This window comes from Microbacterium stercoris (assembly GCF_017592545.1).
Taxonomy (GTDB): Bacteria; Actinomycetota; Actinomycetes; order Actinomycetales; family Microbacteriaceae; genus Microbacterium; species Microbacterium stercoris.
In genome coordinates, this window is record NZ_JAGFOA010000001.1 from 159182 (window position 1) to 180507 (window position 21326).

Below are 21326 nucleotides of genomic sequence, written 5' to 3' on the forward strand. Positions count from 1 at the left end.
CGGAATGACGGCTCTGCCGGGCAGGCTCCCAGTCAGTGCATCCCTAGGATGGGGGCTGTGAGCACAGCCCGGGGAGCCAGACGCTACCTGCACTCCCTGTGGCTGCTGTCGGCGCGAGACCTTCGTGTGCGATACGCGACGAGCTGGCTCGGATATCTGTGGTCGGTGCTCGATCCGCTCGTGATGAGCGCGATCTACTGGTTCGTCTTCACGCAGATCTTCGATCGCGGTGCGGGTGAGGAGCCGTACATCGTGTTCCTCATCACCGCGCTTCTGCCGTGGGTGTGGTTCAACGCCGCCGTCACCGACTTCACCAAGGCCTTCACGAAGGACGCGAAGCTCGTGCGATCGACCGCGATCCCGCGCTCCATCTGGATCGGTCGCATCGTGCTGTCCAAGGGCGTCGAGTTCCTGTGCGCCCTTCCCGTGATCGTCGCGTTCGCGATCTTCGGCGGTGCGACGGTCGGCGTCGAGCTGCTGTGGTTCCCCGTGGCGATCGTCGTGCAGGCGGTGCTGCTCGTGGGCCTCGGCCTGATCGTGGCGCCCCTGTGCATCCTGTTCAGCGATCTCGAGCGCACCACCCGGCTGATCCTGCGGGCGCTCTTCTACGCGTCGCCGATCATCTACAGCGTCAAGGATCTGCCGCAGGGCTTCGGCTGGCTCGAGGTCGCGAACCCTCTGGCCGGGGTGTTCACGATGTACCGCGTCGGCTTCTTCCCGGACCAGTGGGACGGCGCGGCCGTGCTGTCGAGCGTTCTCGTGAGCCTTGTGCTGCTGGCTGTCGGCCTGCTGGTGTTCCGTCGCCTCGAGCGTCCGCTGTTGAAGGAGCTGTGATGATGACCGAGCCCGAAGTGGCACCGGTGATCGAGGTGCACGACCTCGGCGTGCGCTTCCGGCGCAACCGCCGTGGCCGCCGCAGCATCAAGTCGATGTTCGCGGACTCGAGCCGGCGTATGCCCAAGGGCGAGTTCTGGGCGCTGCGGGACGTGTCGTTCACGGTGCAGCCCGGCGAGTCGATCGGCGTGGTGGGCCGCAACGGCCAGGGCAAGTCGACGCTGCTGAAGCTCGTGGCGGGTGTGCTGCTGCCGGATGAGGGCGGCGTGCGGGTCAATGCGGGTGTGGCCCCGCTCATCGAGCTCACGGGCGGCTTCGTGGGCGATCTCACCGTTCGCGAGAACGTGCATCTCACGGCGGGCCTGCACGGCATGAGCAAGGCCCGGGTCGCGGCTCGCTACGACGAGATCGTCGCCTTCGCCGAACTCGAGGAGTTCCAGGACACCGCCTACAAGCACCTCTCCAACGGCATGAAGGTGCGCCTGGCGTTCTCGGTCGTCTCGCAGCTGGACGAGCCGATCCTGCTCGTCGACGAGGTGCTCGCCGTCGGCGATCGGGCCTTCCGCGCGAAGTGCTACAAGCGCATCGACGAGCTGCTCGCGGAGGGGCGCACCCTCTTCTTCGTCAGCCACAGCGAGAAGGATCTGCTGCGCTTCTGCACGCGTGGGCTGTACATCCGAGAGCACAGGCTGGTGCTGGACGCGCCGATCGGCGAGGTCATCGAGCGCTACAACGCCGACAACCCGTCCTGACTCCCTGCATCGCCGGGGGCGAGGTCAGGCGTCGGCAGGGTGCTCGCTGAGCGGGGTCATGATGGCCCAGCTGCGGTCGGCGCCGATCTTCCACCCGTCGCGAAGGCCGCGCCACAGGTTGCTCGTGCCGCGCACCGTGTGCTCCACGGCGACCAGGCGGATCAGCTCCTTCACGAGGGTGAGCGCGGAGCCGGTCGCGAAGCGCACCGGGCGGTAGGCGCCATGCGCGCGGAGGTAGTGCTTGATGATGCCCCGGTTGCGCATGATGTAGTACCGGTACGCGTTGCTCGAGGCGTTGAGGTGACGCACGCCCATGTCCCACTGCTTCAGCTCGCGGGTGCGGCGCAGCACGAACTCGTTCACGATCACCGAGGTCGTCTGTCGGGAGGCCAGCCATCCATAGGTCTGGTCGTCCCAGTAGATGAAGAAGCGCGGATCCGGCAGACCGATCTTCGTGACGATGTCGCGGTGGATGAACATGCCCTCGAAGCAGCCCGAGTTCATCTCGCGGTATCCCGAGGCGTCGAAGCCGGCCGGGGCGAACGGGATCGGGATGGCGAGCGTCGGTGCGATGCGGTACTGCCAGTAGAACTCGCTGCCGTCGTAGTCGTAGCGGCGGCCCTGGATGCTCTTGAAGCGCGGTGTCCACACGCCCATGCGGGCGAGGCCGTCGGGCAGCACCTCGACGTCGTCGTCCATCAGCCAGATCCATTCGGATCCGATCTCGTGCGCGATGCGCATGCCCTCGCTGAAGCCGCCGGATCCGCCGGTGTTCTCGTCGAGGCGGCGGTAGACGAGCTCGGTGCCGAGGCGGGGCCGGAACGACTCGACGACCTCGGTCGTGTCGTCGGCGGAGGCGTTGTCGACGACGACCACGTGGCCCGGCTTCGGGTCCATGCGGATGATCGACTCGAGCAGCCCGGTCAGCAGGTGCGAGCGGTTGTAGGTGACCACGACGATCGTCGCGGATGCCGGATCGAACGAGTCGGGCAGCGGCGCGCCGGGCGCGGGGGCGAGGGGTTCGGTCACCCGAAGAGCCTACCCTGCAAGGCCAGACGGTCCCTGGGACGGGGCTTCCGCGAGGTCGCGGATGCGCTCGCGCCAGGAGCGCGACTGACCCGCGCGCACGGCGCAGACCACGAGCATCATCCAGCCGAGCCCGGTGAGTGTGAAGCTCTCGAACATCGAGTCGACGAGCAGCGCCACCAGCATCAGCGGCGTCCACGCGTGCACCAGCGAGCGGCGCTCGCCCGCGACCAGCCACGATCGCACGAGCGCGACCGCGCACATGCCGCCGAAGAGCAGCAGGCCCGCCCAGCCCAGCTGGATGAGTGCGTCGAAGAACGAGTTCAGGGCCGAGGCGTGGTGGTCGTCGAGCGTGAAGTTGATGACGTTCAGAGGGTAGGGGGCGGTGGCATCGTCGCCGCGCAGCCACTGGCCGTGCCAGCCCCAGCCCTGCACCGGACGGGGGCGCACCCAGTCGAGGATCTCGTTCCACAAGTCGGCGCGGATCGAGAAGTCGCTGGCGGCGTCGAGCAGGCGGATGATCTGGTGCCGCAGGATCCAGCACGCGACGAGCACCGCGACGACGACGGCCGCGACGAGGGTGTGGGTGGCGCGACGGCGCTCCGGCGCCGCGCGGCGCACGATTCCCAGAGCGAGGGTGGCCGCGGCCACGGCGACCGCGATGACCAGCACGGTGGGGGAGGCCGAGAACACCGCGAGCAGGCCGGCGAGCGTCAGGGAGGCGATCGACAGCCGCAGCGAGATCGACTGCGTGAGCCATTCGATGGCGAACGTGATGAGCGCCATGACGGCGACGAACCCGAGCATGTTGCGGGTGCCGAAGACACCCTGGATCGGGCCGCCCTGCGCGAGCTGTCCCGCCACCCCGAGGAAGGGGAAGGGGATGTCGAGCAGCACGCCGGAGAGGATCTCGACGGCGAGCGAGAGCGCGAGCATGACCCGCAGCACGTCACCGAGCGCGCGCACGGTCTGCAGCGTGTCGCGCACGTGTGCGATGACGATGGCGAGGAGTCCCCAGGCGAGCAGCTCGAACCAGCCGCGCAGACTGGATGCCTCGTCGAAAGACCAGAACACGCTCGCCAGCGCCCATGCGAAGAACGCGACGAGGGTGGTCGGCGCGAACCGCAGCAGCGTCAGCTCGTCGCGGCGCGCGATCAGGATCGCCACGCCCAGCGCGTCCAGCGCGAGCACGATGGTGAGCAGGGTGACGGATCCGGCGGTGCGCCCGATGAGGAACGACGCGAATCCCGTTCCGAGGGCCGCGAGGGTGAAGGCGCGCGCGAAGTCGGCGGACTGCAGGAGGCGGACGAGCCATCCGGCACGCGGATCGCCGAGGGCGTCGGTCATCGCCGGGGCGTCCTGAGCGCCGGCTGGTCGCCGTCGTGGCCGACGATCGGGGCGAGCTTGATCTTGAACGAGAAGAGCACCGCGAGCGTCCAGCCCCACAGCATGATCGGGCCCGATTCGGTCAGCCCCTGCAGGAGCAGCATCGCCGCGAGCAGAGGGGCAAGCAGCGAGAGGGGCGAGAACGGCCGGTCCGCCTGGAGATCCCACCGGGGCCGGTCGACGGCGAAGAACCAGGACCGCCAGGTCAGCGCGGCATAGGCGAGACCGAGGAGAAGCACCCCGACCCTGCCGAGCTGCAGGAAGGCATCGAGCCACATGTTGTGGGCGTGGAACACCGAGATGCCGTGATCGACGATCCAGCCGTCGAAGGCAGGATCCATCGGCACCCAGGGGCTCGAGAAGCCGTTGCCGTGCACGGGGTGGGTCACCGCGCGCTCCCACACGGCGGTCCAGATCCGGTCGCGGTCGGTGAGCGTGGCCTCGCGTCCGAGCAGCGGCAGCACACGATCCCACAGCACGAGGGCGAGCGCGAGCGCGATCGCGCCGACGCCGACGAACAGCAGGTAGAGGCGGCGGCGATCTCCGGCGGTGCGCGCGCGGCGCATGAGCAGCACGGTGACGAGCACCGCGGTCGCACCGGCAGCGCAGACGAGGGCGGTCGCCGATCCGGCGCGCACGAACAGGATGGCCGTCAGCACGATCCAGACGATCTGCACGGGCGCATAGGGCGGCCGCGAGGCATAGCGGACCGCGAAGACGGCGATGGCCAGCACGCAGAGGATGCCGAGGTAGTTGGCGTTGCCGACGATCCCCTGGATGCGCTCGCCGACGATCCCCTCGAAGAGGTTGCCCCGCACCCAGTACCACTGCGGATCGGGGTCGGCGGGCGGATCGACGAAGTTCGGCAGCAGGGGAGCACGGCGGATCAGCGCGACCCACAGCTCGATCGCGATCGACAGGCCCATCACCCACTTGAGCGCGACGTCGAGGGCGCGCACGATCTCAGCCCACGTGAGAGTGTGCGCGAAGAAGAGGGCCTGCAGCGTGCAGCCCGCCAGAAGAGGCCAGGTCAGCAGCGTCGCGCCCGGCCAGGCCGACCAGATCAGCGAGACGAGCCCCCATGCGACGTATGCGAGAGCCGTCCACGGCAGACGGCGCCACCGCAGTCCGTTGCGGCGGATCACCGGGATCCAGAACGCGATGGCCCCGAGCGTCGTCACGGCCAGCACAACCGCTCCGCCGGCGAGACCGAGCAGGTTCCACCAGAAGGCGTGGGCCATACCGGAGAACAGTGCGAACGCTGCCCAGACCCGCAGCAGCTGGTGCGACGTGGCCTCCCGCTCCGGCGCGGCCGGAGGGGTGTGAGCCGTGTATCGGGTGATCTGGGCCATCGTGCTCAGGGTACCCGGCCCGGGCGAATAGCCTGGTGGCGTGCTGCTGCCGCTGACGAACGCCCCCCGCGACTACGCCTGGGGATCGACGACCCTGATCGCCGCCCTCGAGGGACGTCCGGAGGCCGCCGGGCCCGAGGCCGAGGTCTGGTACGGCGACCATCCCTCCGATCCCTCGGAGATCGCGGACGGATCCGGTCTCACCCTCGACCGCTGGATCGCCCGATCGGGGGCAGAGCACGGCGTCACGCAGCCGCTGCCGTATCTTCTCAAGCTGCTCGCGGCGAACCAGGTGCTCTCGATCCAGGTGCACCCGTCGAAGTCCCAGGCCGAGGAGGCCTTCGCCCGCGAGGCGCAGCTGCCCGCGGACGCCCCGCGCAACTACGCCGACGACAACCACAAGCCGGAGATGATCGTGGCACTGTCCGAGCGCTTCGAGGCGCTCAGCGGGCTGCGCGAGCTCGGTGCCACGCGTCGCCTGCTCGAGTCGCTCGGAGACGCCGCGGCGCCGCTGCGCGCGCGTCTGTCGGACGAGGCGGGCCTCGCCAACGCGATCGGCTGGCTGCTCTCCGGCGAGGCGGCCGACGACGTGGTCGCCATCGAGGCGGCCCTCGCCGATGCCCAGTCGGTGGAGTTCGCGGCCGAGCTGGCCACCGCGCGCCGCCTCTCGCAGTGGTACCCGGGCGATCCGGGCGTTGCGGTCGCGCTTCTGATGAACTACGTCGTGCTGCACCGGGGCGAGAGCATCTTCCTGCGCGCCGGGATGCTGCACGCCTATGTCTCCGGTCTCGGCGTCGAGCTGATGGCGGCCAGCGACAACGTGCTGCGCGGCGGCCTGACCCCCAAGCGCATCGACGTCGACGAGCTGCTGCGCATCCTCGACCCGACGCCCGGCCCCGTGCCGCTGATCCTCCCCGTGGCGGCCGATCGGGGTGCTCGCGGTGTCGAGGCCTTCCCGGCGGACGTGCCCGACTTCGCCCTGCTGCGCGCACGCGTCGCACCGGGAGCGGACGCGGAGGTGCATCTGCGGGGCCCGCTCATCGTGCTCGCCACGGCCGGCGCCGTGACGGTGCAGGGATCGCACGGGGTGCTCGACCTGGTGCCGGGCGGTGCCGCGTTCGTGACCCCCGACGAGGGGAGCATCCGCCTCAGCGGCGAGGGCGAGGCCTTCCTCGCGCAGCCGGGGACCATCGGCTGATCGCGACACGCCGTTCCCGACACGCCGGTGCGGACCAATGAAGATTCATGCGTGCGTTGAGGGTTTACGATCTGCGGCTTGCGCAATCCGAATGACACGGGTGTAATTACTTGAACGTATTCGCGGGCCGAAGGAGTGGGAGAGCGAAATGACTTCATCGCAGTACCGTTCCGGTGTGCCGGACAACTGGTTCGTCGATCCGGTCAATCTGGGAGTCCCGGGCGTCCGCACGCCGCAGGTCGATGAGGACAGCGCCCTCGCCTGGCAGAGCGACGCGCTGTGCGCGCAGACCGATCCCGAGGCCTTCTTCCCCGAGAAGGGCGGCTCCACCCGCGACGCCAAGCGCATCTGCACCTCGTGCGACGTGCGCAGCCAGTGCCTCGAGTACGCGCTGCAGAACGACGAGCGCTTCGGCATCTGGGGCGGGCTCAGCGAGCGCGAGCGCCGCAAGCTCAAGCGCGCCGCGGGCTGACCGGCTCGCGCCGCCTCTGTGGCGGCCATCCGGGATTGAGTGAGCGCAGCGAGTCGAAACGCGCATCGCCTCCCGCCACTTCGGATGACAGCGCCTAGAGTCGAGGGCGATCATGCCCCCTGCCGTTCACGCCATCCTCGTCGCGCGCGCCACACCCGAGGCCGCCGCCCAGCTCGAGCGCACCCTGTCCGCCCTCCGCGCACAGGAGCGTCCTGTCGATCACCTCACCGTGGTGGTCTGCGGTTCGGCCTCCAAGCTGCGCGATCTGATCGACGGATCCGGCGCCGAGGGCGCCATCGAGGCCCCCGCCTCCACGTCCTTCGCTGCCGCTGTGCGTCTCGGCGCCGTGCGGGTGCCTGAGGGGCGCGCCCTCTGGCTGCTCGCGCACGACACCCAGCCCGAGCCGGGAACGCTCGCCGCGCTGTCTGCTGCGCTGGAGCGCGCCCCGTCCGCGGCGATCGCCGCGCCCAAGCTCGTCGACGCGCAGGATCCGTCGGTGATCGTCTCGCTCGGCGTCAGCATGACCCGGTTCGGACGCACCGTCGCGCTCGCGGGCGGCGAGGTCGACCAGGGGCAGCACGACGGCGACGACGATGTGCTCGGTGCCGACGTTCGCGGCCTTCTGCTGCGCAGCGACGCGCGGGCGCACCTTCTGCCCGATCCGGCTCTCGCGGGGGCGGACGAAGGCCTCGACATGGGCGTGCGCGCCCGACTCGGCGGACGGCGCGTCGCGCTCGCGCCGGGCGCCCGACTGCAGGCGCCCGTGGCGGGCATGGCGGGGGTGTCTGAGAATCGCATGGCGCACGCATACGCCGTGCGCACGGCGCAGCTGCACCGCCGCCTCGCCTACGCGCCCGCGTGGGCCGTTCCGCTGCACTGGCTCACCCTGCTGCCGCTGGCCGTGCTGCGGTCGTTTGTGCACCTCGTGGCGAAGGCCCCGGCGCGCGTCCCGGCCGAATGGGGAGCCGCTGTCACGGTGATGGTGCGTATGGCCGCCATCGCGCGCTCCCGGGGGGAGATCCGGCGGTTCCGCACCGGCCCGTGGTCGCAGATCGCGCCGCTGCGGGCCACGGCGGCGCAGCTCCGCGAGCACTCGGACCCTGATGGCGGCGAACCGGTCATCCGGCGCGAGCTCCGCTTCTTCTCGGGCGGCGGAGCCTGGGCGGTGCTCGCGGCGCTCGTCATCTCGGTCGCCGCGTTCCTGCCCCTGCTGGCGTGGCCGGTGCTCGGAGGCGGAGCGCTGCTGCCGATGCGGGAGACGGTTCTGGGGCTGTGGGCGGATGCCGCCTACGGCGCCCGCGCGACCGGCCTCGGTGCGGTGGGCCCGGCCGATCCGTTCGCGGCGGTGGTCGCCCTGCTCGGGTCGCTCTCCCCGGCGCGCCCGGCGTTGGCCCTCGTGATGCTGTGGCTGCTCGCGCTGCCGTTCGCGGTGCTGGGCGGATGGTTCGCCGCGACCCGCGTGTCCGATCGCTCGGGCGTGCGCGCGGCCGCGGCCGTGATCTGGGCCCTCGCTCCGACGTTCCTGACGGCGCTCGTCGAAGGGCGCGCGGCCGCGGTGCTGCTGCACCTGCTGCTGCCGTGGCTGTTCTTCACCGCCTCCGTGGCGCACCGCTCCTGGGGTGCGTCGGGCGCGGCGTCCATCCTGCTGCTCGGTGTGCTCGCATGCGCGCCCTCGCTGGCGCCCGCGATCGTTCTGCTCTGGGTGCTCGGCCTCCTGCTCGCCATCGGGTTCCGGATCCGGCGGGGGCTGGCGCGCGTGCTGTGGCTGATCGTGCCCAGCGCGGTGGTCGCCGTGCCGCTCGTGCAGGCCCAGCTCGAACGAGGCACCCCCTGGGCGCTGCTCGCCGACCCTGGTCGTGTGTGGGCAGGCCACGAGGCGGCAGGACCGCTGCTGCTGGCCTCCGGCTTCCCGACCGCGGATCCTGCGGGGTGGGGCGGCGCGCTGGCGTGGCTCGGCATCGCCGACGCTCCCACGGCGTGGGTGCCGTTCGTCCTCATTCCGCTCGCCCTGCTGGCGCTCGCGGCGCCGCTGACGCCCCGGTGGCGGGCGGGTGCCGCCGGCGTGGTGATCGCGGCGGCGGGGCTCGTCACTGCGCACCTCGCCGCCGGGGTGCAGGTCTCCACCAGCGAGTCGCAGGCCGTGGGCGTCTGGCCCGGCTCCGGGCTCAGCCTCGCCTGGGTCGGTGTGGTGGCCGCCGCGGCCGTGACGCTGGACACCGGCATTCGGCGCCGCGGTCTCGCACGCCTCGCCGCCTTCGCCGCCACGGCGTGCATCGTGCTCCTCTCGGTGCCCTCGCTCACCGCCCTGGCGCGTGACGAGGCCGATATCGCGAACGGTCCGGCCTCGACGCTCCCCGCGTACGTCACGGCCCGCGCGGCCGACGAGCGAGACCTCGGCACGCTCGTGCTGACGGCGCAGCCCGACGGCGGGGTCGCCGCACGCCTGGTGTGGGGTGCCAGCGAGACGCTCGGCGGACAGTCGACGCTGCAGGCGACGGATCCGGTCGCGAGCGACGGAGACCGACGCCTCGCCGAGATCGCGAGCGACCTCGTGAGCGCCAGCTCGGGCCAGGTGCAGGATCTGCTGAGCGAGGCGGGCGTGCGCTTTGTGCTGCTGACGGCCACCACAGACGGTCCCGCCGAGACCGATGCCGCCCGCACGCGCCGCCTCGACGCGATCACCGCCGTCGACCAGCGCCCCGGCTTCGTGCGCGTCGGCGAGACGGCGAAGGGCGTGCTGTGGCGACTGGATGCCGATCCGGCGCCCCGCCCCGCCCTCGATGACCGCCAGCAGGCCACGGCACGCTGGATCCTGACCACCCAGGCCGTCGCCCTGCTGGTGGCGCTGCTGCTCGCTGTGCCGACGTTCGCGTCGCGCCGCGACGCGCGTCGTATGCCCCGCGTCGTCGGTCGAGGCTATGAGGAGGCGGACGCATGAGCTCCGAGCGTCCGGAGGACGAGCGCATCGACGAGGACACCGTCGCGCCCGAGCCCATCGCGTCTGAGCCGGCAGCGTCCGAGCCGGCAGCGTCCGAGCCGACGGCCGCAGCGCAGGCTGAGGCACCGGCCGAGCCGGCGGCTGAGGCGCCGGCCGAGCCCGCGCCGCGGTCCGGCGCGATCCGCCGCCCGACGCGCGCCCAGGTCGGCGTCGGCGCGCGTGTGCTGCTGGGGGCGGCCACGGCCGTCGGAGCGGTGGTCGCCGTGACCGCCGCGGCCGCGGTGCCGTGGCCCGACGTGCAGACGCCGCCCGTCGCGCTGGAGGTGCAGCCGGCGCCGAGCGAGACCGTTCTCGCGTGCGACGGGCCCCTGCTCGCGCTCGGACGCGACCCGCAGAACGCGCAGCAGCTGACCGTCGCGAAGCAGAGCGACATCACCAGCGGCAACGACCGGGGCGACGAGCTCTCCTCCGATGCGCTCGCCCAGCCCACCGTCGAGGGCGAGGCCGCCGCCTCGCGCTTCCGCCAGCTGCCCGACGGCACGGAGGCGATCTCGGCGGCCGCGTCATCCTCCGTCTCGGCCTCCGACGACGACATCGCGGGATTCGCGGCATCCGCCTGCCGCCCTCCGCAGATGGAGTCGTGGATCGTCGGCGGCGACACCGAGACGGGCAGCACGGGCATCCTGCTCGTCGCCAACCCGGGAGACGTCGACGCCACGGTCCAGATCACCGTCTACGGCGTGAACGGCGCGACCACTCCTCCCGGTGCGGAGGCCGTGCCGATCCCGCCGCGCACCCAGGTCGCGCTGCCCATCGCCGGTCTCGCGGGCGGCGAGCAGAGCCCGGTGCTGCGCATCACCGCGACCGGCTCCCCGGTGCGTGCGAGCCTGCAGTCGAGCCTCGTGCGCACGCTGGACCCTGCGGGCATCGACGTGCAGTCCTCGGTGCGGCCTGCCGCCCTCCAGGTCATTCCCGGCGTGCGGGTCGTGGGCGCCGCCGGCTCGGCCGACAGCTCGACGACCATCGCGCGTCTGCTGGCCCAGCAGGACGCGGATGTCACCGTGACGGTGGCGGAATCGGGGTCCGACGGCCGCGTCGTGGGCGATCCGGATCAGGTCGAGCTGCAGGCCGGCAGCCCGCTCGAGGTGGACCTCGGCGCTCTTCCCGAGGGCGAGTACACGGTCACCGTGGACTCCGACGCCCCTCTCGTCGCCGCCGTCTGGCAGACGACCGGCTTCGGCGCGGGCTCCGATTACGCGTGGCACACGGCGGCCCCCGAAGTCGCCCAGCCCACGCTGTTCGCGGTGCCCGAGGGGCCCGGCGCCGCGCTCAGCGTGGTGAACACGGGTTCGGCCGAGGCCACCGTCACGCTCTCGGAGCAGGGCGGCGACAGCGAGGACGTCGAGATCGCCGCGGGAGAGTCGGTCTCCGTGCCCGTGACCGCCGGCAAGCTGTACACGATCGATCCCGGCGGCGCCACGGTGCGTGCGTCTGTCGGCTTCGCCTCCAGCGAGGCGGTCGGATCCTTCGCCCTCTGGGCCGACGCGGCGCGTCCGGCGCCGGTGGTCGTCTACCCGTAGGCCGAGGTCCGCTCCCGGGCGCCGCGTGCGCTCAGAAGAAGCGGAAGCGATCGGGGCCCAGGTCCCAGGGGTCGCGGTCGAGGTAGTCGGCGGCCGCGCGGAACACCTCGCCCTCGATCATCATGCGGCGCTGGGCCTCATCGACGCGGTGCAGCCGGCCGAGACGCTCGATGGGCACGCGGAAGAGGATGATCCGGCGCGCCGTGCGGTCGACCTTCCAACGGGGGATGCCGTCGGCATCGGTCTCACGCGGCAGGCTTCCGATCTCGAAGCTCACCTCGCGCAGCTCGGGCCACGCGCCGCGCAGATACTCGGCGGCCCCGCCCACGGCCACGTCGAAGCGCTCGATGCGCGTGTCGATCGGGGGCAGCGGCGGACGCACCACGGGGCTGCGTCCGACGCGCCCGTGCCGGCCGTGGCGTGCCGCCCTGCCGCCTCGCGGGGCGGAGCGTCGAGACCGTCCGAACAGCGCCATGCCCCCAGCCTACGCAGGATCGCGGCGAGGCGACGAAGCGCGACGAGGGCGCCGACGTAGGGTGGGCCGGTGCGTGAACGACAGTGCTCGAAAGTGGGGTGCGCCCGCGAGGCGGTGACCACCCTGACCTACGACTACAGCGATCAGATGGCCGTGGTGGGGCCGCTCGGCGCCGCGAACGATCCGCACGCTCACGATCTCTGCCTGATCCACACCGACCGCCTCTCCGTGCCGAAGGGCTGGACGGTCATCCGCCACGAGAGCCTGCTCTCGTAGCGTCCGCGCTCAGCGGGCGAGCGCTGCCACACGGGCGGCGCGCGCCGTGAGGGCATGCAGCTCCCGCGCGCGACGCAGCGCGATCACGGCCCGCAGCAGCGTCTCCGGATCGACCGGGGGAGCGGGTGACACGAACGGACGCACCTCGTCCGCCAGCTCGTGGGCGACGCGGCTCCGCGCGGCCGGGTGCATCGCGTCGGCCCCCGCGGCGAACTGCGCCACGCGGCGCGCGAGGCGGTCGGGGAGGCGTCCGACATCGGCGATGGCCGCCCAGGGCTCCAGGCCCGGCGGCAGCGCGATCTCGCGCACCGCGAGGGCCGGCGTGCGGGTGCGCTCGGCGTAGGTGCCGGCCACCAGATCGCCGAGCCGCTGCGACCGCGGCGTGAAGATGCCGATCAGCAGGGCGAGGCCGCCGAAGGTCATCCACACCTCGAGCACGCCGATGAGCGCGCGGATGAACGCATGGCGGAACGAGATCGCCCCGCCGTCGATGCGCACGATCCGGGCTCCCACGGCGAGCTTGCCGAGGCTGCGACCGCGCGTGAGCGTCTCGACCGTGGTCGGCACGATCACCATCAGCACAACGAGCAGGACGATCGAGACGATCTGCATGACGTTGCCCGGCACGACGCCCTCGGCCATCAGCCACGTGAGGCCCAGCACGAAGGCGAGGTACACCAGGATCGTCGCGACCATGTCGATCGCGACGCCCGCGACTCGCAGGATCAGACCGACCGGCTGGATGTCGAGCGCGACCGCCTCGCCGGTGAGCACCTCGTCCTGGGCGATGACGACGACGTTCGCTCGCCTCGTCGGTGGATTCCCGAGGCCAGGGGCGGTCGTCATGCGTACAGTTAAGCACTGTGGACCTCGACGCCCTCCAGACCGCCCGGCGGGACGAATGGGCGCGCCTCGACGACCTCTCCCGGCGGCGCCGTCTGAGCGGCCCGGAAGTCGATGAGCTGATCGCGCGCTACCAGGCCGCCTCGGCGGATCTGGCCGATATCAAGACCTCCGCCGGCCGCACTCCGCAGGGCGATCATGTGTCGACCATCCTGTCCCGCGCGCGCCTCGCGCTCACCGGGGCATCCGACAACGTGCTGCGTCAGCTGCCGCGCTTCTTCCTTCACCAGCTGCCGGCGGCCCTGTGGCGCATCCGGTGGACGACGCTCGCGATCGCCCTCGCCTTTGTGCTCGTGGTCGCGGTGTCCGGGGCCTGGATCGCCTCGGATCCCGTGCTCGTCGCCGCGCTCGGAGACGAGGAGATGCTGCGGCAGTACGCCGAGGAGCGCTTCACCTCGTACTACACGGAGAACCCGGCTGCGGTCTTCGCCGGTATGGTCTGGACCAACAACGCCTGGATCGCCGCCCAGGCGGTGCTGTTCGGCGTGACCGGCATCTTCCCGGTGTACGTGCTCGTGCAGAACGCGATCGGCCTCGGCACGACCGTGGCGGTCATGACAGTCCACGACCGGCTCGACATCATGGTGCTCTACATCCTTCCGCACGGTCTTCTCGAGCTGACCTGCATCTTCGTGGCGTGCGCCGCCGGTCTTCACATGTTCTGGGCCTGGGTCGCGCCGGGGCCCCGCACGCGGGGCGCAGCGCTCGCAGCGGAGGGCCGGTCGCTCGCGGCCGTCGCGATCGGACTGGTGTTCGCGCTGGCGCTCGCCGGCAGCGTCGAGGGCTTTGTGACGGGTCAGCCGTGGCCGTGGTGGCTCAAGATCGGCATCGGCGCGGTCGCGCTCGGGGTGCTGCTGTTCTGGATGCTCGTGCTCGGCCGTCGCGCGGCGCGCGCGGGCGAGACGGGCGACCTCACCGAGTACGAGGCCGGCACGCCCACACTCGTCGCGGGATGACGCGGCCCGGATGCGGGATGCTGGGAGCATGACCCACACGGACGCAGATCTCATCGCCCGCATCGAGGAGGAGGAGCGCGAGCTCGTCCTGTCGCGGTTCGACTACGACGACGCCTGGACTCTTGGCACCACGATCGTGCGCCTCGCCCAGGAGCGCGGCCTGAAGATCGCCGTCGACATCCGCAAGGGCCAGCAGCAGGTCTTCCACGCCGCGCTCGAGGGCTCGAACATCGACATGAGCGACTGGATCATCCGCAAGGTGCGCACGGTGTACCGCTTCGGCGGCTCGTCGTACCTGATCGGACGCCGCTTCGGCGGGGAGTTCAACGCGTCGACCAGCCTGCCGTTCACGGAGTACGTCGCCCACGGCGGCGCGTTCCCCATTCGCGTGCAGGGGGTGGGCATCGTCGGCGTTGTGACCGTCTCCGGCCTTCCCGAGGCGGACGACCACGCCCTCGCCGTCGAGGGGCTGCGTGCCCTGAAGGGCTGAACCCGTGCGACCGCTCATCGAGCCAGCGGGACATGCTCGCTCGATGAGCGGTCAGGGCATCAGCGCCCGATGGGGGCGCCGGTTCGTGTGCCGTCGAAGAGGGCCTTGTAGGCGAAGCCGGCCAGCAGCGCACCGACGATCGGGAACACGATGAACACCCACAGCTGCGCCAGCGCTTCGCCGCCGCCGTAGATGGCCGCGGCGATCGAGCGGGCGGGGTTCACCGACGTATTGTCCACGGGGATGCTGATGAAGTGGATCAGCGCCAGCGACAGGCCGATCGCGAGACCGGCGAACGGCGTGCCGCGGGTGGGGTGCGTCACCCCGAGGATGATCAGCAGGAACAGGCCCGTCAGCAGCACCTCGGCGATGATGGCGGCGCCGATGCCGAAGCCGGCGGGCGACAGCGCGTCGAAGCCGTTGCTCGCGAAGCCGGCGTCCTGGGCCGTGGTGAGCCACTTGTCGGGGCCGAAGAGCCCGATCAGCACGAGCAGCGTGGTCGCGATCGCGCCGCCCACCACCTGGGCGATGATGTAGCCCGTGGTCTCGCGCCAGGGGAACCGGCCGGACGCGGCGAGTCCCAGCGTGACGGCGGGGTTGAAATGGCCGCCGGAGACGGGGCCGAAGGCGTAGGCGCCGACGACGACCGTGAGGCCGAACGCGAGGGCCACGGCGCTGTAGACCGCCGCGCCGCCCTCGGTGAAGTGGTTCGACGCGAACACGGCGGTGCCGACGCCGCCGAGCACCAGCAGCAGGGTGCCGAAGGCCTCGGCGACGAGCTTCGCGCTCGTGGTGGGCGCGGGAGGGGGCGTATGAGCGAGCTCGGTGGGTTCGACGGGCTGCTCGGGCTTGGGATCGGACATGTCATTCCTCTCGTCTGGGACCGGATCTGAGGGGTCCTGCCCGAAGAGTGGCAGGGGCGTCCCGACCGTGCAAGGAAGAAGACGGCGCGTTGCTAGAGACGGCCGGCGGCCTTCAGCGCGAGGTAGCGATCGGCGATGCGCGGGGGGAGGTCGTCGGGCGAGGCGGCGAGCGACTCCGCGCCCGCGCGGCTGATCGCGCGGGCCACCGTCGCGGCGGTCGCGAGCGACGCCTCCGCCGCGGCGGCGCGGTACAGCTCGTCGACGGATCCCTCGGCGCGTGCGGTGCGCTCGAGATCGGCGTCGGCGGCCGTGCCGACCAGCACAACGGTGCCGGCGCGCACCGTCTGGGGCAGACTGCCGAGGAAGCCGCGTGCGGCCTCGGGCGCCTCCTGCGCGGTCAGCACCACGAGCAGCGAGGGGTGCCCGGCCAGCGAACGCGCCTGGCCGAATGCGGCCTCCCAGTCGGTGTCGATCAGCTGCGCCTCGACCGGGGCGAGCGCATCGACCAGCGCCGGCAGCAGGTTGGCTCCCTCGACCCCGGTGACGCGGGCCCGAGTGGCGCGGTCGAACGCGAGAAGGTGCACGTGGTCGCCCGCCCGCTCGGCGAGCGCGGCGAGCAGCAGCGCCGCCTCGAAGGAGGCGTCGAGGCGCGTGCCGTCGCCGACGCGCGTCGCGGCGGTGCGGCCCGTGTCGATCAGGATCACCACGTGCCGGTCGCGCTCGGGGCGCCAGGTGCGCAGCATCGTGCTGCCCGCGCGGGCCGTGGCACGCCAGTCGATCGAGCGCACGTCGTCGCCCCGCACGTACAGACGGAGCGAATCGAACTCGGTGCCCTGGCCGCGCACCTGGATGCTCGTGTTGCCGTCGAGCTCGCGCAGCCGGGCGATCCGCGAGGGAAGGTGACGGCGGCTGTGGAAGGGCGGCAGAACCCGGATCGCGCCGCGCGCGTCCATTCGGCGCTGCACGCCGGCGAGGCCCAGGGGGCCGGCCGACCGGATGACGAGGAACTCGGAGCGCAGCTCGCCGCGGCGCCGGGGGAGCAGCGGCACCGACGCGGTGCGCGCCTCGTGCGCGGGCACATCGAACCGCAGGCGGGTGGTGGGCGCCCCTGCCGTGGGCTGCCATGCGTCGCGGACGGTGGCCCGGATCCGTCGTGCCCCGCGGTTGATCACGCGCAGGCGAAGCTCGACCACCTCGCCCAGCCGCACGCGCGCATGGCCGCCCGTGCCGGTGCGTCCCGGATACGAGCGCTCGATCGCGAGCGCGCGCGGATCCGGCGCCCCCAGCACGTCGACCGTCACCATCGCGGCGCACAGCAGCAGCCAGACGAGCACCACCAGCCAGGGGTTCACACCCGCAGCGCTCAGCGGCACGAGAGGCAGCACGCCGGCGGCGACGAGCCACGGGAGCAGTCCGGTCAGATACATCTGCGGGTCCGACTCAGAGCGGCACGGGCGTCTGCTGGACGACCGAATTCAGCACGGCATCGACCGAGACCCCTTCGATCTCCGCGTCGGGGCGCAGCCGGATGCGGTGGCGCCAGACCGGCACGAGCATGGCCTGCACGTGGTCGGGGGTGATCGCCGGGTAGCCGCCCAGCCACGCCCACGCCTTCGCCGCGGCCAGCAGCGCGGTCGAGGCGCGCGGGCTCGCGCCCAGCTGCACCGACGGGCTCTGGCGCGTGGCCCGGGCGAGGTCGACGACATAGGCGAGCACGTCGTCGGTCACGGTCACCTGCGCGGCCGACTGCTGCGCGGCGCGGATCTCCTCGAGCGTGATCACGGGCACGATCCCACCCAGCTCGCGCGGCGTGAAGCCGTCGGCGTGGCGGCGCAGCACGGCCACCTCGGCATCGCGCGGCGGCAGATCGATCACGAGCTTCAGCAGGAAGCGGTCGAGCTGCGCCTCGGGCAGCGTGTACGTGCCCTCGTGCTCGACGGGGTTCTGCGTCGCGGCGACCACGAACGGATCCGGCAGCGGACGGGTGACCCCGTCGGCCGAGACCTGGCGCTCCTCCATGGCCTCGAGCAGCGCCGACTGCGTCTTCGGGGGCGTGCGGTTGATCTCGTCGGCCAGCACGATGTTGGTGAAGACCGGGCCCTCCCGGAACTCGAACTCGCCGGCCTTCGCGTCGTAGATGAGCGATCCGGACACGTCGCCCGGCATCAGGTCGGGCGTGAACTGGATGCGCTTGGTGTCGAGACCCAGCGCGCGGCTGACGCTGCGCACAAGCAGCGTCTTCGCCACGCCGGGCACACCCTCCAGCAGCACGTGCCCGCGCGCGAGCACCGCGATCAGCAGGCCGGTGACCGCGCCGTCCTGGCCGACAACGGCCTTGCCGACCTCGACGCGCACCCGGTGCACGGCCTGGCGCAGGGCATCGGCTGATGCTCCCTGCGGTTGCGGCTGCGGGGCGGCGTCGTGCTGCGGGGCGGGGTTCTCCATGCGGATTCCTCTCGGCGGTGCGGGGACGGGTCAGATGGGGCGGCCGTCGAGGCGCGCGGCGTCGACCGCGGTCTCGAGCTCGCGCAGACGGTGGCCGAACGCGGCGAGCTCGCCGTCGGTGGTGGGGACGGTGGTCAGGATCGCACGTGTGACGTCGACGGGCGCGCCCAGACGCACGGCCGCGGCATCGGCGACCTCCCGCGGCGCCGCGTTCGGCGGCAGGCCCAGTCGCCGCGCGAGCCGGGCGGTCGCCCCGGCGCGCAAGAGCTCGGCCGCGTGGCCGGGTTCGCCGGCGCGCGCATAGAGGCGCGCCCGGCCCTCGAGCGTCTCGCTGCCGCGCACCGTCACGGGAAGCCGCTCGGCGACGAGCGGGCCGAAGCGGCGGCCGCGCCAGAGAGCGGCGGCGATGCCCGCGAGCGCGAGCAGGACGATCGCGGGGGTCACCCAGGGGGGCACGAGATCGCCGAGTGTCGGCGCGGCGCCTCCGTCCTCGGCGTCCTCGAACGTGGGCACGTACCAGACGACACGATCGTGGGCGCCGAGCAGACCGAGCCCGAGGGCGGCGTTGCCCTGCTGCGCGAGGTTCTCGTTGGTGAACAGCACCGTGCCGTCGATCAGGGTGACGGTGCCGTTCCCGTCGACACCGCCGGCGGCCTGCACGAGTGCGAAGCCGTCGCCGACCGGATAGCAGCCGAGTGCGCCATCCGGAGCGGTGAACCCGCGCCCCGGCTCGATCTCGCCCGCCCGCTGCGCCGCACGCAGATCGCATTCCGGGGCGGTGGGGCCGGAGCCGTAACCGGAGCTCTCGGCGCCGGGGACGAGCACATCGGCGATCTCGGCGGTCGGGTCGAGCACCACGGCGTCCCCTGCGTGCGCGACGAGATCCTCGACCGTCTCCGGTGTGAGCGTCCAGGGATCCGTCAGCACCAGGGTCGAGTCGCCGTCGAGCGCCTCCAGCGTCTCGGAGCGTCGAGAGGTCGGCACGACCTCCACCCCCTGATCCCGGAGCAGCTGGACGATCGCGCGGGCGCCGTCCGCGCCGGGCCCCTCGGGGTCGAGCTGCTCGCGCGCCGCCCAGTCGTCGCGCACGAAGAGCGACAGGAAGGCGCCGAGGATCAGGATCAGGGCGCCCAGCACCAGCCAGCCGCCCACGCTGCGCCGGCGGCTCCGGCGCTCGGTTGCGTCGCGCGCGAAGGGGTCGGCGTCGGCCGCGATGGCGGGGGACGCGGGCGGGATCGTCACGACAGGATCGCCTCCGGCGCGCGCACGGGGGTGGTGCGCGCGAGCTCGTCGTCGAGCGACGCGACCTGCGCATGCCGTTCAGCGGTGCCGCGGCGGCGCAGGTACCGCACGTCGTCGAAGGCGCGCGCGGCGGTGTCGAGGCGCTCGGCGTGCTCCGGGAAGGGGTGGTGGCCCCGGCGGGCGAGTCCCTGGGCGGTGGTGCCCGGAGGCGCCTCGACGATGCCGCGTTCTTCCAAGCCACGGGCCAGCGCGCGGAAGCGCAGCACGATCGCCTCATCCCAGTCGGCGGCTCCCGCTGCCTGCGACGCGGCGGCGCGCAGCTGTGCCGCCGTGCGGTGCTCGGCCTCGCCGAACAGCAGCGCCGAGCTCTCGCGCGTGCGGTGCGCCAGGCGCGGACGCCCCCAGATCAGGATCGCCGCGACGACCAGTCCCACGGCGATCACCACGGCCGCGATCGCGACGAGGGGGCTCCACGGCACGCCGTCGCGCGGCGTGAGCAGGTCGGCGATGAAGTCTCCGATCGCCTGCGCGATGAGGTCGATCGGGGTCGGCTCGGAGGCCTCGTAGACCGGATCGGAGAGCTCGCGTTCGGCCCACCGGCGCGCCTCGTCGCGATCAGGGTCGAGACCCTCGAGCGCAACCCCACCGAGAACGGCGATCACGACTGCGGCGGGTGCCACGTCTGCTCCTGGGGAGGCTGCCACGGCGCCTCGGGTCGGGGCGGGGAGGCCTGCGGCGGCACGGGGTAGCCCTGCGGCTGCGGCGGGTAGCCCGGGTACGCCTGCGGCTGCGGCGGGTAGCCCTGCGGGTGCGGCGGCACCGGATAGCCCTGCGGCTGCGGCGGGTAGCCCGGGTACGCCTGCGGCTGCGCGGGTGCGTACGGCTGCGGTGCCCACTGCTGTCCGTAGGCCTGCTGCGCCTGCTGCGCGGCGGCCTGTTCAGGCGTGAGCAGGCCGAAACCGGGCCGGGGCGTGGAGGCGTACCGGGCGAACGACGGGTCGAAGGTCCACGGATCGGGCAGAGAGATCGACCCGAGCTCGCGCTGCTCGACGTACGACTGGAGGCGCAGGTCGAGGGCCTCGTGGCGCATCCGCGCGTCCACGTACATCAGGGCGCCGCCCGTGCCTGAGACGATCGTCGTGATCGCCGACACGAGAAGCTGCAGCGCCGAGGTCGCGAGGCTGAGACCCACAACCAGCGCGATGGTCGAGCCCACATCGCCGTCGCCCTCACCGAACGGCACGAACACGGCCGGCAGGAACCCCGACAGCAGCTGCAGGGGCGCGGAGGTGATGCTCGAGGCGACGCTCATGATCACCGAGATCAGGATCATCACGCCGAAGGTGGGCCAGAACCGGCGGCGCGTCAGCACCCATGAGCGGCGGATGCCCGCGATCGGCCCCGCCTGCTCGAGCACGATGACCGAGGGCACCAGGTAGAGCTTGGTGCCCAGCCAGGCGTAGAGCGGGATGGCCGCGAGTCCGAGCACCACCGTGAGCCCGATCCATCCGTAGGCCTCCGCGGCCACACCCAGCACGGTCGGCACCGCAAGGATCGCGAGCACCACGATGAACGCGGCCATCTGGAGCAGGAAGAACCCGGTGAGCGACCAGAAGCGCGGGCGCACCATCGCCCACAGCGTGCCCAGCGACGCGCGCTCGCCCACCACCGCCTTCGACACCTCGGCGACCACAACGCCCTGCACGATCACGCTCAGCGCGGAGATGGCGAGCGAGACGACGAAGCCCGTCACCGCGACGATCGCGATCGATCCGGCCATGATCGCGTCATAGTCCGGGGTGAACTCCTCGACCGTGTCGAGCCGCGAGAACGTCGCGACCGCGACCAGCCCGATGATGCCCAGTCCGAGCAGCATCGCGAGCGTCTGCACCGTGACGGCGAAGCCGAGGAGCACCTTCGGGTTGCCGCGCAGCGCGCTGAACGATTTGCCGAGCGCCGTGCTGAACCCGAACGGGTAGAGCGGGACGAGGCCGGGACGCGGCGCCGGGCGCCACGACTGATCCTGGGTCACTTCGAGCCTTTCCGCGTTCGGGCGCTGATATGTGAGCCACGTTACAGAAAGCGGTGGTCTACTAGGCTGATCGGGATCTCCGGGTCTCTCTATTCACGTGGACTGC

General features: G+C 72.1%; 20 protein-coding genes. 9 read left to right on the plus strand and 11 right to left on the minus strand.

The window, feature by feature from the left end; translation table 11 throughout:
• Nucleotides 1–48 precede the first annotated feature (48 nt).
• Together J5V96_RS00750 and J5V96_RS00755 are read left to right on the plus strand one after the other, a co-directional pair.
• Nucleotides 49–834, plus strand: a complete 786-nt coding sequence (locus tag J5V96_RS00750; RefSeq protein WP_208499432.1) for an ABC transporter permease — start codon at nucleotides 49–51, stop codon at nucleotides 832–834.
• Nucleotides 835–836: 2 nt separating this feature from the next.
• Nucleotides 837–1586 (plus strand): ABC transporter ATP-binding protein, encoded by a 750-nt coding sequence (locus tag J5V96_RS00755; RefSeq protein WP_208499434.1) that lies wholly within the window; start codon nucleotides 837–839, stop codon nucleotides 1584–1586.
• Nucleotides 1587–1610: 24 nt separating this feature from the next.
• Here the strand turns inward: J5V96_RS00755 and J5V96_RS00760 are convergent, their stop codons facing one another.
• The 3 genes from J5V96_RS00760 to J5V96_RS00770 are packed head-to-tail and all read right to left on the minus strand — an operon-like array spanning nucleotide 1611 to nucleotide 5350.
• On the minus strand, nucleotides 1611–2615 hold the full coding sequence (locus J5V96_RS00760; protein WP_307793075.1) for a glycosyltransferase: 1005 nt from the start codon (nucleotides 2613–2615) through the stop codon (nucleotides 1611–1613).
• A 9-nt stretch (nucleotides 2616–2624) separates the two neighbouring features.
• Nucleotides 2625–3959, minus strand: a complete 1335-nt coding sequence (locus J5V96_RS00765; RefSeq protein WP_208499436.1) for an O-antigen ligase family protein — start codon at nucleotides 3957–3959, stop codon at nucleotides 2625–2627.
• The gene (locus J5V96_RS00770; RefSeq protein ID WP_208499439.1) at nucleotides 3956–5350 is read right to left on the minus strand and encodes an O-antigen ligase family protein; all 1395 of its coding nucleotides are present in this window, start codon (nucleotides 5348–5350) and stop codon (nucleotides 3956–3958) included. The genes J5V96_RS00765 and J5V96_RS00770 overlap by 4 nt, the downstream gene beginning before the upstream one ends.
• A 40-nt stretch (nucleotides 5351–5390) precedes the next feature.
• Here J5V96_RS00770 and manA point away from each other — a divergent pair, with 40 nt between their 5' ends.
• The 4 genes from manA to J5V96_RS00790 all read left to right on the plus strand — a co-directional run bounded on the left by manA (nucleotide 5391) and on the right by J5V96_RS00790 (nucleotide 11538).
• On the plus strand, nucleotides 5391–6548 hold the full coding sequence (gene manA, locus J5V96_RS00775) for a mannose-6-phosphate isomerase, class I (RefSeq protein ID WP_208499442.1): 1158 nt from the start codon (nucleotides 5391–5393) through the stop codon (nucleotides 6546–6548).
• Nucleotides 6549–6696: 148 nt separating this feature from the next.
• Nucleotides 6697–7020, plus strand: coding sequence for a WhiB family transcriptional regulator (locus J5V96_RS00780; protein ID WP_208499445.1), 324 nt, complete (start codon nucleotides 6697–6699; stop codon nucleotides 7018–7020).
• Nucleotides 7021–7132: 112 nt separating this feature from the next.
• Nucleotides 7133–9958: a glycosyltransferase gene (locus J5V96_RS00785; RefSeq protein ID WP_208499448.1), complete on the plus strand. Its 2826-nt coding sequence runs from the start codon at nucleotides 7133–7135 to the stop codon at nucleotides 9956–9958.
• Entirely contained in the window at nucleotides 9955–11538 is a 1584-nt protein-coding gene (locus J5V96_RS00790) for a DUF5719 family protein (protein ID WP_208499451.1), read from the plus strand. Before J5V96_RS00785 ends, J5V96_RS00790 begins: the two co-directional genes overlap by 4 nt.
• A gap of 31 nt (nucleotides 11539–11569) precedes the next feature.
• On the opposite strand, the gene J5V96_RS00795 is transcribed toward J5V96_RS00790, so the two are convergent.
• Nucleotides 11570–12013: a hypothetical protein gene (locus J5V96_RS00795; RefSeq protein WP_236014350.1), complete on the minus strand. Its 444-nt coding sequence runs from the start codon at nucleotides 12011–12013 to the stop codon at nucleotides 11570–11572.
• 69 nt (nucleotides 12014–12082) lie between these two features.
• Here J5V96_RS00795 and J5V96_RS00800 point away from each other — a divergent pair, with 69 nt between their 5' ends.
• A complete protein-coding gene (locus J5V96_RS00800) occupies nucleotides 12083–12289 on the plus strand; it encodes a DUF3499 family protein (protein WP_208499454.1) in 207 nt (68 codons plus the stop codon).
• A 9-nt stretch (nucleotides 12290–12298) separates the two neighbouring features.
• On the opposite strand, the gene J5V96_RS00805 is transcribed toward J5V96_RS00800, so the two are convergent.
• Nucleotides 12299–13135, minus strand: a complete 837-nt coding sequence (locus J5V96_RS00805) for an RDD family protein (RefSeq protein WP_208499457.1) — start codon at nucleotides 13133–13135, stop codon at nucleotides 12299–12301.
• Between the two features lie 17 nt (nucleotides 13136–13152).
• Between J5V96_RS00805 and J5V96_RS00810 the strand changes: the two genes are divergently transcribed.
• Complete coding sequence (locus J5V96_RS00810; RefSeq protein WP_208499460.1) at nucleotides 13153–14148, plus strand: stage II sporulation protein M; 996 nt, start codon at nucleotides 13153–13155, stop codon at nucleotides 14146–14148.
• A 28-nt stretch (nucleotides 14149–14176) separates the two neighbouring features.
• The gene (locus J5V96_RS00815; protein WP_208499464.1) at nucleotides 14177–14638 is read left to right on the plus strand and encodes a heme-degrading domain-containing protein; all 462 of its coding nucleotides are present in this window, start codon (nucleotides 14177–14179) and stop codon (nucleotides 14636–14638) included.
• A gap of 59 nt (nucleotides 14639–14697) precedes the next feature.
• Here J5V96_RS00815 and aqpZ read toward each other — a convergent pair whose 3' ends face one another.
• The 6 genes from aqpZ to J5V96_RS00845 all read right to left on the minus strand — a co-directional run bounded on the left by aqpZ (nucleotide 14698) and on the right by J5V96_RS00845 (nucleotide 21220).
• A complete protein-coding gene (gene aqpZ, locus J5V96_RS00820; RefSeq protein ID WP_208499468.1) occupies nucleotides 14698–15501 on the minus strand; it encodes an aquaporin Z in 804 nt (267 codons plus the stop codon).
• A 92-nt stretch (nucleotides 15502–15593) separates the two neighbouring features.
• The gene (locus J5V96_RS00825) at nucleotides 15594–16928 is read right to left on the minus strand and encodes a DUF58 domain-containing protein (RefSeq protein ID WP_208499471.1); all 1335 of its coding nucleotides are present in this window, start codon (nucleotides 16926–16928) and stop codon (nucleotides 15594–15596) included.
• A 13-nt stretch (nucleotides 16929–16941) separates the two neighbouring features.
• Complete coding sequence (locus tag J5V96_RS00830; protein ID WP_208499474.1) at nucleotides 16942–17946, minus strand: AAA family ATPase; 1005 nt, start codon at nucleotides 17944–17946, stop codon at nucleotides 16942–16944.
• 30 nt (nucleotides 17947–17976) lie between these two features.
• Nucleotides 17977–19188: a DUF4350 domain-containing protein gene (locus tag J5V96_RS00835; RefSeq protein ID WP_208499477.1), complete on the minus strand. Its 1212-nt coding sequence runs from the start codon at nucleotides 19186–19188 to the stop codon at nucleotides 17977–17979.
• Complete coding sequence (locus tag J5V96_RS17330) at nucleotides 19185–19868, minus strand: DUF4129 domain-containing protein (RefSeq protein WP_208499481.1); 684 nt, start codon at nucleotides 19866–19868, stop codon at nucleotides 19185–19187. Before J5V96_RS17330 ends, J5V96_RS00835 begins: the two co-directional genes overlap by 4 nt.
• Nucleotides 19847–21220 carry a DUF7847 domain-containing protein gene (locus J5V96_RS00845; RefSeq protein WP_208499484.1) on the minus strand — a complete coding sequence of 458 codons (1374 nt, stop codon included), beginning with the start codon at nucleotides 21218–21220 and terminating at the stop codon, nucleotides 19847–19849. The genes J5V96_RS17330 and J5V96_RS00845 overlap by 22 nt, the downstream gene beginning before the upstream one ends.
• Nucleotides 21221–21326: the final 106 nt, after the last annotated feature.

Bases quoted from the DNA above. Each gene is read 5' to 3' on its own strand.
- J5V96_RS00750 (WP_208499432.1), top strand. From the start codon at position 49: ATGGGGGCTGTGAGCACAGCCCGGGGAGCCAGACGCTACCTGCACTCC.
- J5V96_RS00755 (WP_208499434.1), top strand. From the start codon at position 837: ATGACCGAGCCCGAAGTGGCACCGGTGATCGAGGTGCACGACCTCGGC.
- J5V96_RS00765 (WP_208499436.1), bottom strand. From the start codon at position 3,959: ATGACCGACGCCCTCGGCGATCCGCGTGCCGGATGGCTCGTCCGCCTC.
- J5V96_RS00770 (WP_208499439.1), bottom strand. From the start codon at position 5,350: ATGGCCCAGATCACCCGATACACGGCTCACACCCCTCCGGCCGCGCCG.
- J5V96_RS00780 (WP_208499445.1), top strand. From the start codon at position 6,697: ATGACTTCATCGCAGTACCGTTCCGGTGTGCCGGACAACTGGTTCGTC.
- J5V96_RS00785 (WP_208499448.1), top strand. From the start codon at position 7,133: ATGCCCCCTGCCGTTCACGCCATCCTCGTCGCGCGCGCCACACCCGAG.
- J5V96_RS00790 (WP_208499451.1), top strand. From the start codon at position 9,955: ATGAGCTCCGAGCGTCCGGAGGACGAGCGCATCGACGAGGACACCGTC.
- J5V96_RS00795 (WP_236014350.1), bottom strand. From the start codon at position 12,013: ATGGCGCTGTTCGGACGGTCTCGACGCTCCGCCCCGCGAGGCGGCAGG.
- J5V96_RS00805 (WP_208499457.1), bottom strand. From the start codon at position 13,135: ATGACGACCGCCCCTGGCCTCGGGAATCCACCGACGAGGCGAGCGAAC.
- J5V96_RS00815 (WP_208499464.1), top strand. From the start codon at position 14,177: ATGACCCACACGGACGCAGATCTCATCGCCCGCATCGAGGAGGAGGAG.
- aqpZ (WP_208499468.1), bottom strand. From the start codon at position 15,501: ATGTCCGATCCCAAGCCCGAGCAGCCCGTCGAACCCACCGAGCTCGCT.
- J5V96_RS00825 (WP_208499471.1), bottom strand. From the start codon at position 16,928: ATGTATCTGACCGGACTGCTCCCGTGGCTCGTCGCCGCCGGCGTGCTG.
- J5V96_RS00830 (WP_208499474.1), bottom strand. From the start codon at position 17,946: ATGGAGAACCCCGCCCCGCAGCACGACGCCGCCCCGCAGCCGCAACCG.